The organism is Pedobacter sp. AJM, assembly GCF_002197755.1.
Lineage (GTDB): Bacteria > Bacteroidota > Bacteroidia > Sphingobacteriales > Sphingobacteriaceae > Pedobacter.
Genome location: NZ_NHOT01000010.1, coordinates 1 through 17,445 on the forward strand (window position 1 = coordinate 1; position 17,445 = coordinate 17,445).

13 protein-coding genes and 1 rRNA gene are annotated in these 17,445 nt (G+C 38.2%); 7 read left to right on the top strand and 7 right to left on the bottom strand.

Going from position 1 to position 17,445, the window contains the following annotated elements; translation table 11 throughout:
- Positions 1 to 326: 326 nt before the first annotated feature.
- The 3 genes from CBW18_RS16240 to CBW18_RS16250 all read right to left on the bottom strand — a co-directional run bounded on the left by CBW18_RS16240 (position 327) and on the right by CBW18_RS16250 (position 5,554).
- Positions 327 to 2,525: a bifunctional alpha,alpha-trehalose-phosphate synthase (UDP-forming)/trehalose-phosphatase gene (locus tag CBW18_RS16240; protein WP_088302378.1), complete on the bottom strand. Its 2,199-nt coding sequence runs from the start codon at positions 2,523 to 2,525 to the stop codon at positions 327 to 329.
- 169 nt (positions 2,526 to 2,694) lie between these two features.
- Positions 2,695 to 4,053, bottom strand: a complete 1,359-nt coding sequence (locus tag CBW18_RS16245) for a PAS domain-containing sensor histidine kinase (RefSeq protein WP_088302379.1) — start codon at positions 4,051 to 4,053, stop codon at positions 2,695 to 2,697.
- Between the two features lie 91 nt (positions 4,054 to 4,144).
- Positions 4,145 to 5,554: a sigma-54 dependent transcriptional regulator gene (locus CBW18_RS16250; RefSeq protein ID WP_088302381.1), complete on the bottom strand. Its 1,410-nt coding sequence runs from the start codon at positions 5,552 to 5,554 to the stop codon at positions 4,145 to 4,147.
- 297 nt (positions 5,555 to 5,851) lie between these two features.
- On the opposite strand from CBW18_RS16250, the gene CBW18_RS16255 reads away from it, so the two are divergent.
- The 5 genes from CBW18_RS16255 (at position 5,852) to CBW18_RS16275 (ending at position 12,552) form a co-directional block, all read left to right on the top strand.
- A complete protein-coding gene (locus CBW18_RS16255; protein WP_088302382.1) occupies positions 5,852 to 7,096 on the top strand; it encodes an efflux RND transporter periplasmic adaptor subunit in 1,245 nt (414 codons plus the stop codon).
- A gap of 155 nt (positions 7,097 to 7,251) precedes the next feature.
- Complete coding sequence (locus tag CBW18_RS16260) at positions 7,252 to 7,950, top strand: ABC transporter ATP-binding protein (RefSeq protein ID WP_088302383.1); 699 nt, start codon at positions 7,252 to 7,254, stop codon at positions 7,948 to 7,950.
- A 192-nt stretch (positions 7,951 to 8,142) separates the two neighbouring features.
- Positions 8,143 to 10,512, top strand: a complete 2,370-nt coding sequence (locus CBW18_RS16265; protein ID WP_088302385.1) for an ABC transporter permease — start codon at positions 8,143 to 8,145, stop codon at positions 10,510 to 10,512.
- 107 nt (positions 10,513 to 10,619) lie between these two features.
- Positions 10,620 to 10,731 (top strand): 5S ribosomal RNA (rrf, locus tag CBW18_RS16270).
- A 501-nt stretch (positions 10,732 to 11,232) separates the two neighbouring features.
- Entirely contained in the window at positions 11,233 to 12,552 is a 1,320-nt protein-coding gene (locus CBW18_RS16275; protein WP_088302386.1) for a leucine-rich repeat-containing protein kinase family protein, read from the top strand.
- Here the strand turns inward: CBW18_RS16275 and rlmN are convergent.
- Both rlmN and rluF read right to left on the bottom strand, forming a co-directional pair.
- Entirely contained in the window at positions 12,549 to 13,595 is a 1,047-nt protein-coding gene (gene rlmN, locus CBW18_RS16280) for a 23S rRNA (adenine(2503)-C(2))-methyltransferase RlmN (protein ID WP_088302388.1), read from the bottom strand. The genes CBW18_RS16275 and rlmN overlap by 4 nt on opposite strands.
- Before the next feature lie 88 nt (positions 13,596 to 13,683).
- The gene (gene rluF, locus CBW18_RS16285) at positions 13,684 to 14,664 is read right to left on the bottom strand and encodes a 23S rRNA pseudouridine(2604) synthase RluF (RefSeq protein WP_088302390.1); all 981 of its coding nucleotides are present in this window, start codon (positions 14,662 to 14,664) and stop codon (positions 13,684 to 13,686) included.
- 400 nt (positions 14,665 to 15,064) lie between these two features.
- On the opposite strand from rluF, the gene CBW18_RS16290 reads away from it, so the two are divergent.
- Positions 15,065 to 15,343, top strand: a complete 279-nt coding sequence (locus CBW18_RS16290) for a hypothetical protein (RefSeq protein ID WP_088302391.1) — start codon at positions 15,065 to 15,067, stop codon at positions 15,341 to 15,343.
- Here CBW18_RS16290 and CBW18_RS16295 read toward each other — a convergent pair.
- A complete protein-coding gene (locus CBW18_RS16295; RefSeq protein ID WP_088302393.1) occupies positions 15,309 to 15,707 on the bottom strand; it encodes a helix-turn-helix transcriptional regulator in 399 nt (132 codons plus the stop codon). The genes CBW18_RS16290 and CBW18_RS16295 overlap by 35 nt on opposite strands.
- Before the next feature lie 32 nt (positions 15,708 to 15,739).
- A complete protein-coding gene (locus CBW18_RS16300) occupies positions 15,740 to 16,300 on the bottom strand; it encodes a UpxY family transcription antiterminator (RefSeq protein ID WP_088302395.1) in 561 nt (186 codons plus the stop codon).
- Positions 16,301 to 16,709: 409 nt separating this feature from the next.
- On the opposite strand from CBW18_RS16300, the gene CBW18_RS16305 reads away from it, so the two are divergent.
- Complete coding sequence (locus tag CBW18_RS16305; protein WP_088302396.1) at positions 16,710 to 17,444, top strand: polysaccharide biosynthesis/export family protein; 735 nt, start codon at positions 16,710 to 16,712, stop codon at positions 17,442 to 17,444.
- Position 17,445: the final 1 nt, after the last annotated feature.

The following is a 17,445-nucleotide window of genomic DNA, read 5'->3' on the forward strand; positions in this document are numbered from 1 at the left end:
CGCCTGACGAAATGATATTTTAGAGGATTTCCGCTGATTTGTTTCCGTAATGGTCTTCTTAAATCAGCGGGATTTTTGTCATTGTCACATTGAGCCTGACGAAATGATATTTTAGAAGATTTCCGCTGATTTGTTTACGCGATAATCTTCTAAATCAGCGGGATTTTTGTCATTGCCACCTTGAGTCTGACGAAATGATATTTTAGAAGATTTCCGCTGATTTGTTTCCGTGATGGTCTTCTTGAATCCGGGAGATTTTTTTAAAGGGTGAAAAAATGGCCTGCGAAACACAGACCATTTGAATTATGTATTATGTACGAAATAAATTAAAGTGATGGTTGAATTTCTATAACCTCATCTTTTAATAAACCCCAAAGTAATTTCCTCACTTCCTTAAAGTCATTTAAATAATATTTCGCTTCAGAGATGTTATTTCCCACTTTGATGGTAAATGCATCATTTGGAAGGGCTTTGAAAATATCTTCATCGGTATGGTCATCGCCAAGTGCCAGGATGAAATCGGGTTGCTTACCATACAGCCAGTTAAGTGCAGCTTTTCCTTTATTTACTTCCATGTTCTTAAATTCGATGACCTTATTGCCCGGCATTAACTGTAGTCCCTTATCTGCGGCCAGAATCTTCAGGTGACTTACAATTTCATTTGCCCTTAAATCGCCTAATCCCTCTTCTGCCTTGCGGTAATGCCACACTAAGGAATAACTTTTTTCTTCAATGAAAGAGCCGGGTGTCCTGTCTGTATAAGTTTCCAGGATAGATTTCATTTCCTGTTTCCATTGATCGGTGAGGAGTGGCAAACAATTCCATTTATCGCCATAGGCTTTTTGCCAGGCACCATGTTCCGCGATAAGGTCTACCTTTAAATGACCAAACCATTTTTCAAGGGTTTCATTTCTTCTGCCACTGATGATGACCACGGTATTTGCCGGATCTGCCGTTAACCTGGTAATTAAATTATAAAGTTCCTCATCAGGCGATGCATCATCAATATTTCCGGCAAAATCTACCAGGGTTCCATCATAATCAAGGAATAATACCCGGTTTGTGGTATGATCATATTTTTCAGAAATTACTTCTTTAATCGCCGTTACGGCATGTTTTGTAAGTAATGAGTTTTGAGAATCTTTCACTTCGTCTAGTCTTAATATAAAATTATTTACCCAATGCTTCACATTGAATTTTTCTACAATGTTCCGCATGGCTTTCATGCGGATGTGCTGTTCTTCTACTGGCATTTTTAAAGCCAATACGATGGCTTCCATAATGTCTCCAATGTTATTTGGATTCACAATTACTGCATCTGTTAGTTCCTTGGATGCGCCAGCCATTTCGCTTAAAATAAGTACGCCGTTGTTATGATTTCTACTGGCTACATATTCTTTACTTACTAAATTCATACCGTCACGCATGGGGGTAACCAGGCAAATGTCTGCAGTGGCATAAAGGGCTGATAAAATTTCAATCGGAAAAGAGCGATAAAAATAGTTTACCGGAATCCAGTTAATGGAGCGGTACCGGGCATTTAAATTCCCTACAAACTGGTCAATTTGTTCTTTTAAATCCCTGTATTGCGGAACAGTGTCTCTGGATGGGACCACAATCATGTACAACTCTATCTTACCAATAAATTCGGGATGAGCCTGCAATAATAATTCCAGCGCTTTTAGGCGCTCCAGAATGCCTTTACTGTAGTCAAGCCGGTCAATGGAGAGGATAACTTTCATGTCTTCCTTTCCGTTCCGGAAGTATTCAATTTCTTTTTGAACTTCATCGTGCGACGTAAGATTGGAAAACTTATCAAAATCAATGCCCATTGGAAAGGCTTCAACTACAATCTGCCTTTCGTTGTTGTTTAAAACATTGGCTGTTGAATTTACCGGTAATAAGCGGGTTGCTGTACTTAAAAAGTGGCGCACATCATCATAGGTATGGAAACCAATCAGGTCGGCGCCTAACATGCCGTTCAGCAATTCATCCCTCCAGGGAATTAACCTGAATATCTCATAAGATGGAAAGGGAATATGCTGAAAGAAGCCTATGGTAGATTGTGGCAATTGATCACGCAGGATGCCTGGCAGGAGCAGGAGCTGATAATCCTGAATCCATATTTTATCTTTTGCAGAAAGTACATTTGAAGCGGCTTTTGCAAATTTATGATTTACGGATTTATAACAATCCCAATAACTTTGTTCATAATGCGCATAGGTAACGAGATAATGAAAAACAGGCCATAAAACCTCGTTTGAAAAACCTTCGTAATATAAATTAATTTCTTCCTGGGTAAGAAATACCGGGTAGAGGTTAAGTACAGCGAGTTTATCTATGACTTCCTGTTGCCTTTCTTCCGGAACTTCAATTCCCGGCCAGCCAATCCAGATGGAGTTACCTGTTTTATAAACATCTCCAAGGCCTGTTGCGAGTCCGCCTTCACTTGGGATGAAGGTATACTCGTTATTTTCTTCTATAATTTTAACGGGTAGTCTGTTCGATATTATAACTGTTTTCATGCTTGTATTTGATGTATCCACATAAATAAAAGCTTGTAACAGCGTTTTTGTTTGAATATTCGTGTTAAAAAAACATTGAAATGATTTAAACCAAATTATATTACCAATAACTTTTCAAAACTTAAGGGTGTGAAAAGGTCAGGTTTGACTCTGATTTTTTAAATCCGGATCAGACGTAATTGAATACTAAAGAAAAAGTGGTTTGTTCATTCGGAACAGACACAACTTCTATACTTCCGCGATGCATTTTCATAATGTTGCGGCTAATGGTTAAGCCAATGCCCGAACCATTTTTCCTGGTGGTATAAAAAGGAACAAAAATCTTTTCCAGATCTGACTGATCTATTCCCTTACCATTATCGGTGACGTCTATATAAAGTTTAGTGTTTTCCAACCGGTGCCTAACTGTGATATGAGGCTGATCAAATCCTTCAACCGCATAAATACTGTTGGTGATGAGGTTAATCAATACCTGTTCAATCAGTTTTAAATCAAGTTGAACAGTAATTTTTGAACTGGTTTGTTCAATATCCAAAAGCACATTTTTAACTTTCGCAAAAGGCTGCATTAAAACCATGATGTGTTTTAAAATTTCGCCAATGGTATGCGATTCGAGATTTGGTGTAGGTAACTCTGCAATGAGGCGGTAATCCTTTACAAAATCCAGCAATCCGGCAGAACGGCGTTTAATTGTTTGAAGGGCCATTTTCAGGTCTTCCATCTCATCTATATTCAGGTTTTCCTTATCAGTAACCATGCTGTTAATGGTATCAGACAACGAACTGATCGGTGTTATGGAATTTAAAATTTCATGTGAAATGACACCTATTAACCGGTTCCAGGCTTCAGTTTCTTTTTGTTCAATTTCATCCTTAATGTTTTGAAAGCTGATGATCGTATAATTTTTCCCGTATAAGTTAAGGGGAATAACTTCCGTTGAAAGTTGAATAAACTTCTCCTGTATTTTCAGTTCCAGGAAACGTTTGCCGCCACCGGATATCTGATCAATTTCATTTGCGAATGCCGGTAAATGTTGTTTTAAGCGATGCCAGTATTTGTAAGCGGGCACAGCCAGTAAATTTGAGGCTGCCTGGTTAAAGAAGGCAATTTCCTGATTTTGGCTCGTTGTTGTAGCATTGTTAATTACGATTACCCCTACAGGAACCTGCTCCAGAATGGTTTTAATAAGCTGAAACATGGCTTCCTGCTCTAAGCGGATCTGTTTATGAACCTGAAGAATCTCCCCAAATGATTCGTACAGCTCCGGGAAACTTCCTTTGGTGGTTTTGTTTTTAAAATTTAAGGTATGATCGCGTGTTTTAACTGCCAATATAAACCGTTTGATATCCGAACGGATTTCATTGATATAATGGTACAAGGAGATGACGGTACCCAGAAAGATCAGTCCCACCCCGATAATGGTAAACCAGAGTTGTGTATTTTTAATAAGGTAGAACAGCAGGTAAGCCAGTATATTGATCACCAGCAACCGGAATATTAAACGGAAAGTAAAACGTTTGTAAAACATATTTTAAGGTTGAGGGTTGAAGGTTTTAAGGTGGAGGATTTTGCTTGCGAGATAAACCTCTCGCTCGCTGCCTTTTACCTTCTACCTTAGATTATATTCCAAATTTCTCTATTCTTCTGTACAAAGCTGCCCTGGTTAAACCCAGTTCGGCGGCAGCTTTTGATATATTTCCTTTGTGTTTATCAATGGCTTTCTGCACCATCATTTTTTCCATATCACCCAATGCCATTTCTTCGGGTACAGTATTAGTTTGGGTAAAACGTTGCGGACTAAGCTGTAAATCTTCATCAGTAATTTCTTTTCCATCACTCATAATAACCGCCCGCTCCAACACATGCTGCAGCTCCCGCACATTTCCAGGCCATTTATAATTTAAAAGGATTTCTTCAGCTTTGCTGCTTAAATTTCGGGTTTCTTTATGGTATTTTGAGCTGAACACCTGCATAAAATGATTGGCTAAAAGCAGAATATCTGTACCGCGTTGTCGCAAAGGTGGCAATAACAGTTCAACTGTATTGATCCGGAACAGTAAATCCTGTCTGAATGTATTTTTGGCAACCATTTCATTCAGGGGCATATTGGTTGCAGTGATCAAACGAACATCTACTTTGCGCGCTTTGCTTTCACCTAAACGAATCACCGTTCTGTTTTGTAACACACTTAACAGTTTAGCCTGTAAAGGAAGGGTTAAATTCCCGATTTCATCTAAAAAGATCGTCCCGCCATCTGCGAGTTCGAAACGGCCGGGTTTATCTTCTTTTGCATCGGTAAAAGCACCCTTGGCATAGCCAAAAAGCTCGCTTTCAAATAAGTTTTCATTGAGCGATCCTAAATCCACATGCATAAAAACCTGGTTCTTCCGTTGCGAGTTTCCATGGATCTCATAGGCGAAAACCTGTTTTCCGGTACCGTTCTCACCGAGGATTAAAACGTTGGCATCTGTAGGTGCTACCTTTAATAACGTATTTTGCAGCTGTTTAATGCCTGTTGCCTGACCTACAATGTTTTCAAACCCCCGTGTTAAATCTTTTTGTAATGAGGTATGAATTTTTTCGAGTTTCTTTACTTTCCGGTTAGATTCGCGAAGTTTTGAAGCTGCAGAAAGGGTAGCAAATAGTTTTTCATTTTCCCAGGGCTTGAGGATAAAATCAGTTGCACCTTTTTTAATGGCCTTTACGGCGAGCTCCACATTTCCAAAAGCAGTCATCAGGATCACCACATAATCCTTATCAATGGATAAAATATGCTCAAGCCAATACAAGCCTTCCCGCCCGTCGCTGGCACCTTTCTGGTAGTTCATGTCGAGCAAAATAATATCTACCTCATTCCTGCTCAATAACACATTAATTTCTTTGGGCGATTTACAGGTGATGACCTGCTTTACCTGTTGTTTGAGGAAGAGACGGGCACTTAACAAGATATCATCATCATCATCAATGATTAAAACTGTGGCTTCTAAACCCCCAGGGCCTAAAGGGGAGCTTTCCTTTCTATCATTCATATCGGATGTATTGTTAAAACTTCAATTAATTTGAACATGGCTAAATTCTTTTCAAATGTTGTTCTTGAGGGTAATTTCTTTTGGAATTTGTCATTTCCACCTCGCCTGTAACTGCCACTTTATTGGGGGCATGCGGTAAATTTAGCCAAACTGTCCGCTCCCGCACAATAACTGTCCGAAAATGAACATAATAAATTTAATAATTTTTTTAATATTCTGATTTTAAGGTGTTTAATTGTTTTTTATTGCTTTGGCACATACTTGGTTAATAAGCAAATCAAATAGTACAACCGAACAATGGATAAAAAAATAGAGAAGAAAAGATTTAGCCGTAAAACCTTAATTATGATTGGAGGAGCAATAGCATTTGTGGCCATTGTACTTTATGGTTATACTTTATCACTTAAAAAAACATATCATGCAGATGCAGAGAAGTTAACCATTAGCAAAGTAGCATACGGCGATTTTGAAGATGTGGCGCTCCTGAACGCCAGCGTTGTTCCATTAACATCTGTTATCGTAAGTTCATCTGAAGGAGGTACGGTTGCTGAAATCTTTACAGAGAATGGTGCTTCTGTTGTAAAAGGTACTCCATTATTGAGAATCTCGAACGCTAATGCAATGTTAAGTTATACCTCAAGCCAAACCGCTGCGACTGAGCAAATTAATCAACTGCGTAAGTCCAGATTGGATTTGGAGCAAAATCAAAGGGTTTTAAATCAGGATGTTTTAGATGTCGAAAATAGCTTAAGAACTGCTGCGCGTCAGTATCATTTAGATAGTGCACTTTTTGCGAAAAAGGTGATCACCCTACAGGAGTTTAATAAATCAAGTCAGGATTATGAATATTACCAGGGTAAACTTAAGATTGTTCGCCAGGCTGTAAAACAAGAAAATCAAAGCAGGAGAATGCAGCTGATGCAAATTGACCAGTCAATGGCGCAGATGAATGAAAGTTTGGAAATGATCCGCAAAAACATTGAGAACATGACCATCAAGGCACCTGTTTCCGGAAAATTATCATCTTATGATCCGGTTACCGGTAAATCATATAACTCCAATGAAATGATTGGGAAAATTGATGTATTGCAGGGATATAAATTACAGGCTGGTGTGGATGAATACTATATTAATCGTGTAAAAGAGGGGCAAACTTCCACCTGTGAATTCAACGGGAAAACGTACAACCTGACGGTTAGTAAAGTAATCCCCGAAGTTACAGCGGGCCAGTTTCAGGTTGAAATAGTGTTTAAAGGTGCAGCTCCGGAAGGTTTGCGCAGGGGTTTATCCTTGCAAACCAAGTTAACCTTATCGGATAACAGCAAATCATTATTGCTGGCACAGGGGCAGTTTTTCCAAAGTACGGGCGGCTCATGGGTATTTGTGGTGAATAATGGCAAGGCAACCAAGAAAAACGTAAAAATAGGGCGAAAAAATTATCTTTATTATGAAATATTGGATGGTTTGGCTAAGGGTGATGAAGTGATTACCTCATCTTACGATCAGTTTAACCAGTACGACCAGTTGGAGATCGCTAAGTAGTATCCTTATCCGAGCTCCCCGGAGGGAAGCAAAAAGTAAAACCTAAATAACGAAAAAGCTAACTTGTTAGCACAAATTAATTTAATATGAACACTCCAAAAGCCCTTCCTGCCAGGGAGGGTTGGGTGGGGCTAAAAACCTGATACTAAAACGCTATGATTAAAATAGAAAATCTGGAAAAAGTTTACAAAACTGAAGAAGTCGAAACTACGGCCCTGAACGGCATTAACCTTCACGTCAAAGCGGGAGAATTTGTTTCTATCATGGGCCCTTCAGGCTGCGGAAAGTCTACATTATTGAATGTAATGGGATTATTGGATAAGCCAGAAAGTGGCAGTTATAAATTTATCGATACTGAACTTTTAAGTTTAAACGACAGAGAGCGCTCCAATTTCAGGAAACGAAATATGGGCTTTGTTTTCCAGAATTTTAATTTGATAGACGAATTAACCGTATTTGAAAACATCGAACTGCCTTTAATTTACAATAAAATCCCGGCAGCAGAGCGGAAGCAACTGGTGAACGAAATCATTGAACGGATGAATATCGTTAACCGCAGTGGCCACTTTCCACAACAACTTTCCGGTGGACAGCAACAACGGGTTGCCGTGGCAAGGGCATTAGTGACCAAGCCAAAATTAGTTCTGGCCGATGAGCCTACCGGAAACCTGGATAGCTCGCATGGCAATGAAGTGATGGAATTGCTTTGTGAACTGAATGAAACCGGAACTACAATCGTGATGGTAACGCACTCCAGTCATGATGCCAGTTTTTCCAACAGAATCATTAACCTGAAAGATGGTCATGTAATTTCTGAAAAGATAAATAAAAGTAGAAACGAAGAGCTGATCTAAGGCTTAAACCTTACACCTCGTAAAAAAGATTTTAGTTTAGTTAATGATAGGTCTTCCTAAAAATCTTCCCGGATGGGAAGATTTAGGCAAGGCGCTGGAAAAGCTGACTAAACCGAAAATATAAAATTAAAGAGGCTAAGGCTTTCATATACCTGTCTTGAATAATTGATACTATTTACCTGATACTAAAAGATGTTCAAACTCAACCTAAAAATCGCCTTGCGAAACCTCTGGAAAAACAAAGGATTTTCACTGATCAATATCGGAGGACTGGCCATTGGCTTAGCCAGTTGTATGGTTTTATTGCTCTATGTTGCTTATGAGTGGAGTTATGATAAGCAGTTTACCAACAACGATAAAACTTATGTGGTTTATCAAAATATGGAGGCTAATGGTAAAACTTTTAGCTGGGCATGGACCCCTAATGTAATGGCTAAAGAAGTGCAGGAAAAATTACCGGGAGTAAAATATGCATCACATTCTACCTATCCACGAGCTCATCTAATTACCGTTGATCAAAATAAACTGATTAGCAAGGTTGTTTTCGCTGATCCTTCTTTCCTTAAAATATTAAATTATAAGTTCCTTAAGGGCAATCCTGTAAAAGTTTTGGAGAATGTAAATACTATAATTCTGACAAAATCATTTGCAAAGAAGTTATTTGGGGACGAAGACCCCATTAACAAAACGGTGAAGCTGGAGAATCAGGAGGTTTTAAAAGTTGAGGCCATTATAGAAGATATCCCGGCCAATAGCAGTTTAATTTTTGAATGTATCATGCCATGGGATTTATTTTTGAAGAGAGAAACTTGGGCAAAGGAAAATAACTGGGGTAATAACATGTGCCTGACGCTGGTTCAATTGCAGGATAATAAATTTTTTCCGGCGGCAAATATTTATATACATGATATTTACAAACGCAATCAAAAAGAAAACCTGGCAGTTGCATTATTACATCCTTTATCCAAATGGCATTTATACGGCGATTTTGTAAACGGAAAATCTGTAGGTGGAAGAATAGATCAGCTCAAAATATTTTTATTACTTGCGTTTTGCATTCTGTTAATTGCCTGCGTAAACTTTATGAATCTATCTACTGCCCGTTCCGAGCGCAGAGCAAAAGAGGTTGGCGTTCGTAAAGCTATTGGTTCTTCAAGGCAATCTTTAATTAACCAGTTTTTTTTAGAGTCTATCCTAATCACAGTTGTTGCCACGGTTATTGCTTTTATTTTAGTTGAGGTAAGCATTCCCTATTTTAATAATTTATTAAATATCAAATTAGAAATTGATTATAGCAATTTTAGATTTTGGACTGCGCTTTTTATTTTAATGATTTTTACAGGATTTATAGCGGGTAGTTATCCGGCACTTTACCTATCTTCTTTTGAACCCATTAAAGTATTAAAAGGTTTAAAACTCAAAACTGATTCTTCAGTATCGGTGAGGAAGGTTTTAGTGGTAGGACAATTCGTCTTTGCAGCCTGCTTAATCGTGTGTACAGCCGTAATCTATCAGCAACTGAATTACATTAAGAATAAACCAATTGGTTATGACCAATCTAACCTCGTCCAGATTGCCGTGCAAGGTAAAATGAAGAAATATAAAAACCTGGAGTTGCTCAAAACACAATTACTTAAATCTGGCGCTACGAGTGATGTGACATTTTTTAGTATGGATGTTACGGAAGGAGGCAATAATACTATTGATATCCAATGGCCAGGAAAAAATCCAAATGAAGAGGTTTCTTTTAACCACAGATCCATTGGCTATGATTTTATAAAAACCATTGGTACGGAGATACTTAGTGGTCGCGAATTTTCGGAACAATATCCGAACGACAGCAGCAATGTGATGCTCAATGAATCGGCCGTAAAAATGATGGGTTTAAAGAATCCAATTGGTGCAGTGATCACTTTTTGGGGTACCAAGTTCACCAACGTTGGTGTTGTTAAAGATTTCGTTGTAGAAAGCGCTTATCAGAAAGTGGCACCAATGATTTTTCGTTTGGCACATAACGAAGATTTTAGTGTCATTCTTGTGCGTTTAAATCCTGGTCAGAACATCAGTTCATCACTAAATAAAATTGATGCGCTCGTAAAAGAAATAGAACCTAATTATCCGGTTAACCGCAAATTTGTCAATGAATCTTTTGAAGTAAAATTTCAGGATGAAAAGATACTGGGTACACTCTCCAATTGGTTTGGTTGTTTTGCCATCTTCATTTCTTGTTTGGGTTTATTAGGATTAGCGCTTTTCATGGCCGAACAACGCAAAAAAGAAATCAGCATCCGTAAAGTTTTAGGTGCGAGCACGGCCAACATCCTAACGCTTTTAAATAAGGATTTTATCAAACTCGTTGCTATTGCGAATGTGGTTGCCTTTCCACTCGCTTATCTGGTCATTAATAAATGGCTTTCTGCATTCGAATACCGGGTTGATATATCATTTTGGCCATTTGCACTTGCCATTACAATATCTGTTTTAATTGCTGTTTTAACCGTGAGCATTCAGTCGGTGAAGGTAGCGAAAGCGAACCCGGTTGATGCGCTTAAATATGAATAAAAATAAGTGATAAGTTATACGTTTTAAGTTGTAAGTGATAAGTTGTATGTTGTAAGTAGAGATACTTATACCTTCATACTTAAAACCTGCCACTTATTTAAAAACATTTAGGTGCCTATATCGGTGGTGTCCACCTCTTCCCATTCCGAACAGAGAAGTTAAGCCCACCAGAGCCGATGGTACTGCGGTAACACGTGGGAGAGTAGGTCGGTGCCAAATCTTAAAAGCCTTAAGCAGGCATTTAATCAGAACCCTTGCAGTAACAACTGCAGGGGTTTCTTGATTTATAATGTTTAAAGAACAAGGAGCAAAGAGCAAGGAGCAAAGGCTGAATTGTTGTTTGAATATTACTGAGACATAATTCGGGATGTTTTTAAGGGTACTAATTAACAACGATCAATAATAGAATTCATCTATAATGGTTCCCGCGGATTTCGGAGATTTCGCAGATTTAGGGTGATGAAACGTTGTGTAGCAGGCATTTGAAGTCTGAAAAACATCTGTCTTAAGCACCTTCCTTCTGAATTTGATTCAGGCTTTATAAGAATTGTTGAAATTGATTTATGAATCTCTTATACATGATGCTAAGAACACTAATGTAACCTTAATGTATTCGTAACTGAATGGTAAATTATCATCAATTACACTCAATAGAGTAAAGCTATGGGATTATCATTATGTGATATTACACTATAAATTTATCTTTGTGAAAACAATAATATGGTGCAAACATTAGTGCAATTGAAACGTGGTGAACTGAATGGTTGTACTTCGTTAAAACTTTCAGCAGATCTGGAAACCTTCCCGATCGAAATATTAGATCTGGCCGATACACTTGAATATCTAGACCTATCTGCTAACCGTTTGTCAGAATTACCTCCCGATTTTGGGAAACTTCAGAAATTGAAAGTTTTCTTTTGTTCCAATAATGCATTTACCATTTATCCGGAAGTACTTGCTGATTGTCCATTACTTGACATTGTTGGCTTTAAAGCAAACTGTATTGAGCATATTCCTGATCTTGCAATTGGCAGCCATTTAAGGTGGTTAATTTTAACCAATAACAGGATAGCTGCACTACCTGCCAGTATTGGAAATTGTTATCGGCTGGAGAAGCTGATGCTTGCAGGCAATAGATTAACGGAATTACCTGACGAATTACAGTATTGCAAAGCACTCGCACTTTTGAGACTCTCGGCCAATAAGATTGAATATTTACCTGCCTGGCTGTTTAATTTACCAGCATTATCATGGCTGGCTTTTTCAGGAAATCCATGCTGCAGACCATCCATATCCGGAGCGGGAGCAACATTTATTGCCTATGATAGCTTAAAAATTCAGGACAAACTCGGAGAAGGCGCATCAGGAACCATTTACCGTGCATCAAGCGATGGAATGCTCCAGGATGTAGCCGTAAAAGTATTTAAGGGTGATGTTACCAGCGATGGTTATCCGGAAGATGAAATGCATTCGAGCATCGAAGCTGGTGACCATGAGGCGTTAGTGAAAATCATTGGTCAAACTAATGATTCGTCTGAATCAAAAACTGGATTGGTCATGGAGCTTATCCCGAAACATTATACAAATCTTGGAAATCCGCCATCACTAAATACCTGTAGCAGGGATGTATTTGATTCGGATAAGCGACTTTCTGCCTGGCAAATCATGAACATTCTAACCGCTATATCTTCAGTGGCTAATCATCTGCATCAAAAAGGGATTATGCATGGTGATTTATATGCGCACAACATGTTGATTGATGCGGATGGAAAAACCTTATTCGGTGACTTTGGTGCCGCAACCCGGTATGAGCGGAATCACTCGGATTTCTCACATGCAATGGAGCGAATAGAAGTAAGTGCTTTTGGACATTTAGTTGACGATCTATTATCATTATATGCATCAGTAGAGCAAGATACTTTTTATTCTGCATTGCGTGCATTAGAAAAATCTTGCCATTTGACAGATGTGGGCCGTAGACCTGGTTTTGAACAGATTGAGTCTGTTTTAGTTAAAATAAAAAGTCAAAATTTAATTTAACTTTCTTTCACTGCTAACTGACCGCAGGCGGCATCAATATCTTTTCCGCGGCTCCGGCGAATGTTAGTGGTAATCCCTTGTGATTTTAGATAACTGGCAAAGGCATCAATTTTATCACCTTCTGCATTGGTAAAATCAGCGAAGGAAATAGGGTTGTATTCAATCAGGTTTACCTTACAAGGAATGTGCTTGCAAAATTTGGCTAAATCCATAGCATCAGCAATTTCATCATTAAAATGATTGAAAACAATGTATTCGTAGGTAACCGGGTTTTTGGTTTTTGCAAAATAATATTTTAATGCCTCCGCGAGTGACTTTAATGAGTTCGCTTCGTTAATGGGCATGATCTCATTTCGCTTTTTATCATCTGCCGCATGGAGGGAAAGTGCCAGGTTAAATTTAACACCATCATCGCCTAATTTTTTAATCATTTTGGCAATGCCGGCGGTAGAAACTGTAATGCGCTTGTAACTCATATTCAAACCATCGGGTGCAGTAATGCGTTCGATAGATTTTAATACATTGGCATAGTTTAGCAATGGTTCGCCCATGCCCATATATACAATATTGGTTAAGGGGTTATTGTAATTTTGCTTGGCTTGTTTATCAATCAGCACAACCTGATCGTAAATTTCATCTGCATTTAAATTTCTTTTCCGGTCCATATAACCTGTGGCACAGAATTTACAGGTTAAACTGCATCCCACCTGAGAACTTACACAGGCAGTCATGCGGTCTTCTAATGGAATTAAAACGCCCTCTACAATATTGCCATCGGCTAAACGGAAAGTATTTTTAATGGTATGATCATTACTGAACTGTGAGTTGTTAACCTGGACCGCATTAATGGCAAAATTTTCGTCAAGGGTTTTTCGCAAATCTTTAGAAAGATTGCTCATTTCATCAAAGTTAATTGCCGATTTCTCCCATAGCCATTGATAAATCTGCTTTGCCCTAAAGGCAGGTTGCTGCATAGCCGTTAAGTGCTGTTGCAATTGTGCTAAATCAAGTGAGCGGATATCTATCTTTTTTGCTGTTACCATTTGCTGCAAAGGTACTTAAAAAGCACTTAAGCTGAAAGGCGAAAGCTGAAAGCAAATTGTTGTGATTCAGAATTTTACAATTAGCAGGCTATCTTCCTCTTGATCTGCTATTTGATTTTCCTGCAGGCTTACCTTTTGCCGGTTTGGCATTTCTATTGGCAGAGGTGCTTTTGCCGGTGGTTTTGCTTTTAGCTGAAGATGAACCGGTATGCTTTTTAGTTGTTGGTTTAGCCGTAGCGGAATGTTTAGGTTTGTGATTTTTTTTCACTTCTTCCCTTAACTCCGGAATTTCGTCCCAGGTATTGTTCTTTTTCTTTGCAGAACTTTTCACTTTCGGGCTTGCTTCGGAAGATGATTTCTCAACGCTTTTCATGATTCCGGCCATTTCCTCTTCCGTTAATTCCCTGAATTCTCCTGTTGGGATGCCCTTAAGATTAATGTTCATAATCCGCGTCCGCTCTAATTTTGTCACTTCATATCCGAAGTGTTCACACATTCTTCTGATCTGCCTGTTCAAACCCTGAATCAATGTAATATTGAAAACGAAAGTGCTCACCTGCCTCACCTTACACTTGCGGGTATTGACGCCCAGAATGGGTACACCATTACTCATTTCAAAGATGAAATCATCGGTAATGGGTTTATTAACGGTAACAACATATTCTTTTTCATGTTTGTTACCTGCCCTCAGGATTTTATTCACCAGGTCGCCATTATTGGTTAAGAAAATTAATCCCGATGAATCTTTATCTAAACGGCCAATGGGGAAAATACGTTCACTGTGGTTAATGTAATCCACGATGTTATCGCGGACATTTGATTCGGTGGTGCTGGTCACTCCGGTTGGTTTATTGAAGGCCAGAAGAATAAAGCTGCTTTCTTCTTTAGGTTCGATATGATGTCCGTTCACCATGACCCTGTCTCCGGCCAAAACCTGATCGCCTATTTTAGCCCTTTTACCATTGATAAATACATTACCTTTTTCGATAAAGCGATCTGCCTCCCGGCGGGAACATAATCCGCTTTCGCTGATGAATTTATTTAATCGGGTGGCAGGGTTATTATTCATACTGCAATTTTACGGAAATAATCCCTTTTCTAAACCATATCTGTTACATGTAACATCAAAACATTACGCTCTAACATCAGGGTTTACAGGAATTAAAGGCTTTGCTAAAAAAAGATTAAGATAAGATGCTCAAATTTTCACACATTATGGCATTTATTCGTATAAAAGAATCCAACAATGTGGACTATAAATACGGATAATTGTTTTATTTTTGATCAATCAATTACGGTAATCAGATTCATTCATTTAATCAGATATGAATTAAATACGAGCATTCAAACTATTCATTTTCATTGGTTCGGAGTATGATATAATGAAAAAGCGTAACTTAAGTTGTCGAACGTATTTCATTACAAAACTCTAAGCATATTAATTACATCAATCCATAATTTAAAATTCTATGCCCGCTGAAGTACCTGTTACATCACCCTTATTTAAGGTAAAAGAAATTACATACGCTTTCAATGCAGAAGAATACGTGAGTTTCTTAAATCATTGTGAAGACTTTATGTCTGTAGAAAAAGAAAACTTTGAAGTGGTACTGGATTCCATTTCAGAGCGGTTAATTAACTGCGCTGATGCCAATACGCCTATAGGTGAAATCAGGCCTCAAATCAAGCTCCTGAAAGAACTTGGTTTTTTTCTTAAAAATATAGTAAGCATTGCAGCGGCAGAATAAACAGTATCATCCCTTTATTCTTAATGCATAATTGTAAAAGTTCGTTATATTTCTCCAGCAGATCAATGTATTTATCTTTCCAGTTCGCATCTTCTAAACCGGGCGCATTTTCTGCAGACTCGGTATAATGAAAGGTGGTTTTGCCTATTGTTTCACCTTTAACAAATAAAGAAGGAAATTCTGAAGAGAAATCATGATTTAGAACAGATCCTATTCGAAAAATGATCTCGGGTTTCAGGTGTCTTTGATTAAACCAATTGTATACAGATCGGCGGTTAACTTTAATAATTCTGGCTAATTCTGCAATGCTATATCCATTTCTTCTGATAATTCTTTCTACTGTCTGGCCGTGATGAAGTTCCATATTACGTAATAAACTGGGATTTAGTGTTCGATTTAAAGATGGGTTGAAATTGTTTTAGCTGTGGGAATAATGATATTGGAAATATCAACGCGAACCTTTGCCACCAGGGCACAATCAAGCTGGTTGAGTATTAATAATACTGTTCTTTCTTCCACTTCCAGAATCTCTGCCCGGGTACCAGCCTTAAAACCTCTATTGATGATCACCTGGTCTCCAACAGCCAATTGCCTGCTGCTAATCGTTGCTATATCCTGGTAGGTGGAAAGGATATCATTAATCCTGGTGATATCTTCATCCGGCATGATGGCCGGCTTGCCGCCAAAATTCACATAATTTAGAATGCCTTGTATAGCAAGTACCTTTTGCTCTTCTGCAGGATTGACATAAACAAATAAGTAAGAAGGGAAAAGCGGCTTTTCAATAAGCTTAAATCGATCTGCCCATTTGCTTCTGATGGTTATCACAGGGCAGAAACTGTGCAATCCGCACTGATTAAGTAAATCATGTGCTTTTTTCTCATAATTGGATCGTGTGTATACCACTTTCCATTTTCTTTTTCTCACCTGGTGAAGTGAGATGGTTGCTAAATTCATAATTATTAAGGATGACAATGTAAAATAACCGAAAATCTGTGGTTAATGTCGTATAAAGATTACATATGTATATCATAATGTGAACTTATGTAAACTCATTAGTTTGATAATTAGTTGTTTATACTCTTTTTATGTTTAAATGATGGTTTATTGATGGTTTTGCACAGCAAAGGTTTCCATAAGTAAACACAATTTCTCTTTTGTGCATAATTATGATCGTGTAATGTTCCCAAAACACCACGTTCTGCTAACCATCCCATCAAAAAAGTTTTTAAGAGATTAAATACACCTTACTTTCGCAGAAGCTTTTTGAATGCGATTCACCAATTTCTCTGCATTCAATTTCGTCGAAAAGGATCACTGTAAGTGAAATGGCGAAGCTATACCCCCCAGTGTAATTTACTATATTATGAAAAACAAAATTTTATTGCTTTATGCCATAACGGCTATGCTATTGCTTTCGGCATGTAATGCTTACAAGAATGTACCTTACTTCCAGGATCTGGACAAGAATAAGCAAAGTTCGGAGGACATTAAAAACTTTAGTCCGCTGACTATTCAAAAATCTGATATCCTGGGAATTACCGTTAGTAGCCTGAATCCAAAGGCCTACAGCGATTCCAGCGCGAGGGTTTCGGGTTATCTGGTAGATCAACATGGTGAAATCAAATTGCCGCTCATTGGTAAAATTCCTGCAGCAGGTTTAACGACGGGTGTGCTGGCAGATCAGATACAGGAAAGATTGAAAACCTATTTAAGGGAACCTGCTGTAACAGTAAGAATGCTCAACTTTAAAGTATCCGTAATGGGAGATGTTTTAAAACCGGATGTATATAAGATTGTGAGCGAGCGCGTAACCGTTACGGAAGCTTTAACAATGGCAGGTGATTTAAACATCACGGCTAAAAGAAAAAATATTCTGCTCATCAGAGAAGTTGATGGTAAAAGAGAATTTATTCCGATAGATATTACTTCGGCAAAGCTTTTTACCTCTCCATATTATTATCTAAAGAATAACGATGTTCTTTATGTACAACCAGACAAAACTAAATATGCATCAGTAGACGGAGGTTACCGGACAGTTAGTCTGGTACTTTCGGCACTGTCTATCGTTGCAATCGTTCTTTCGAATTCATTAAGATAAG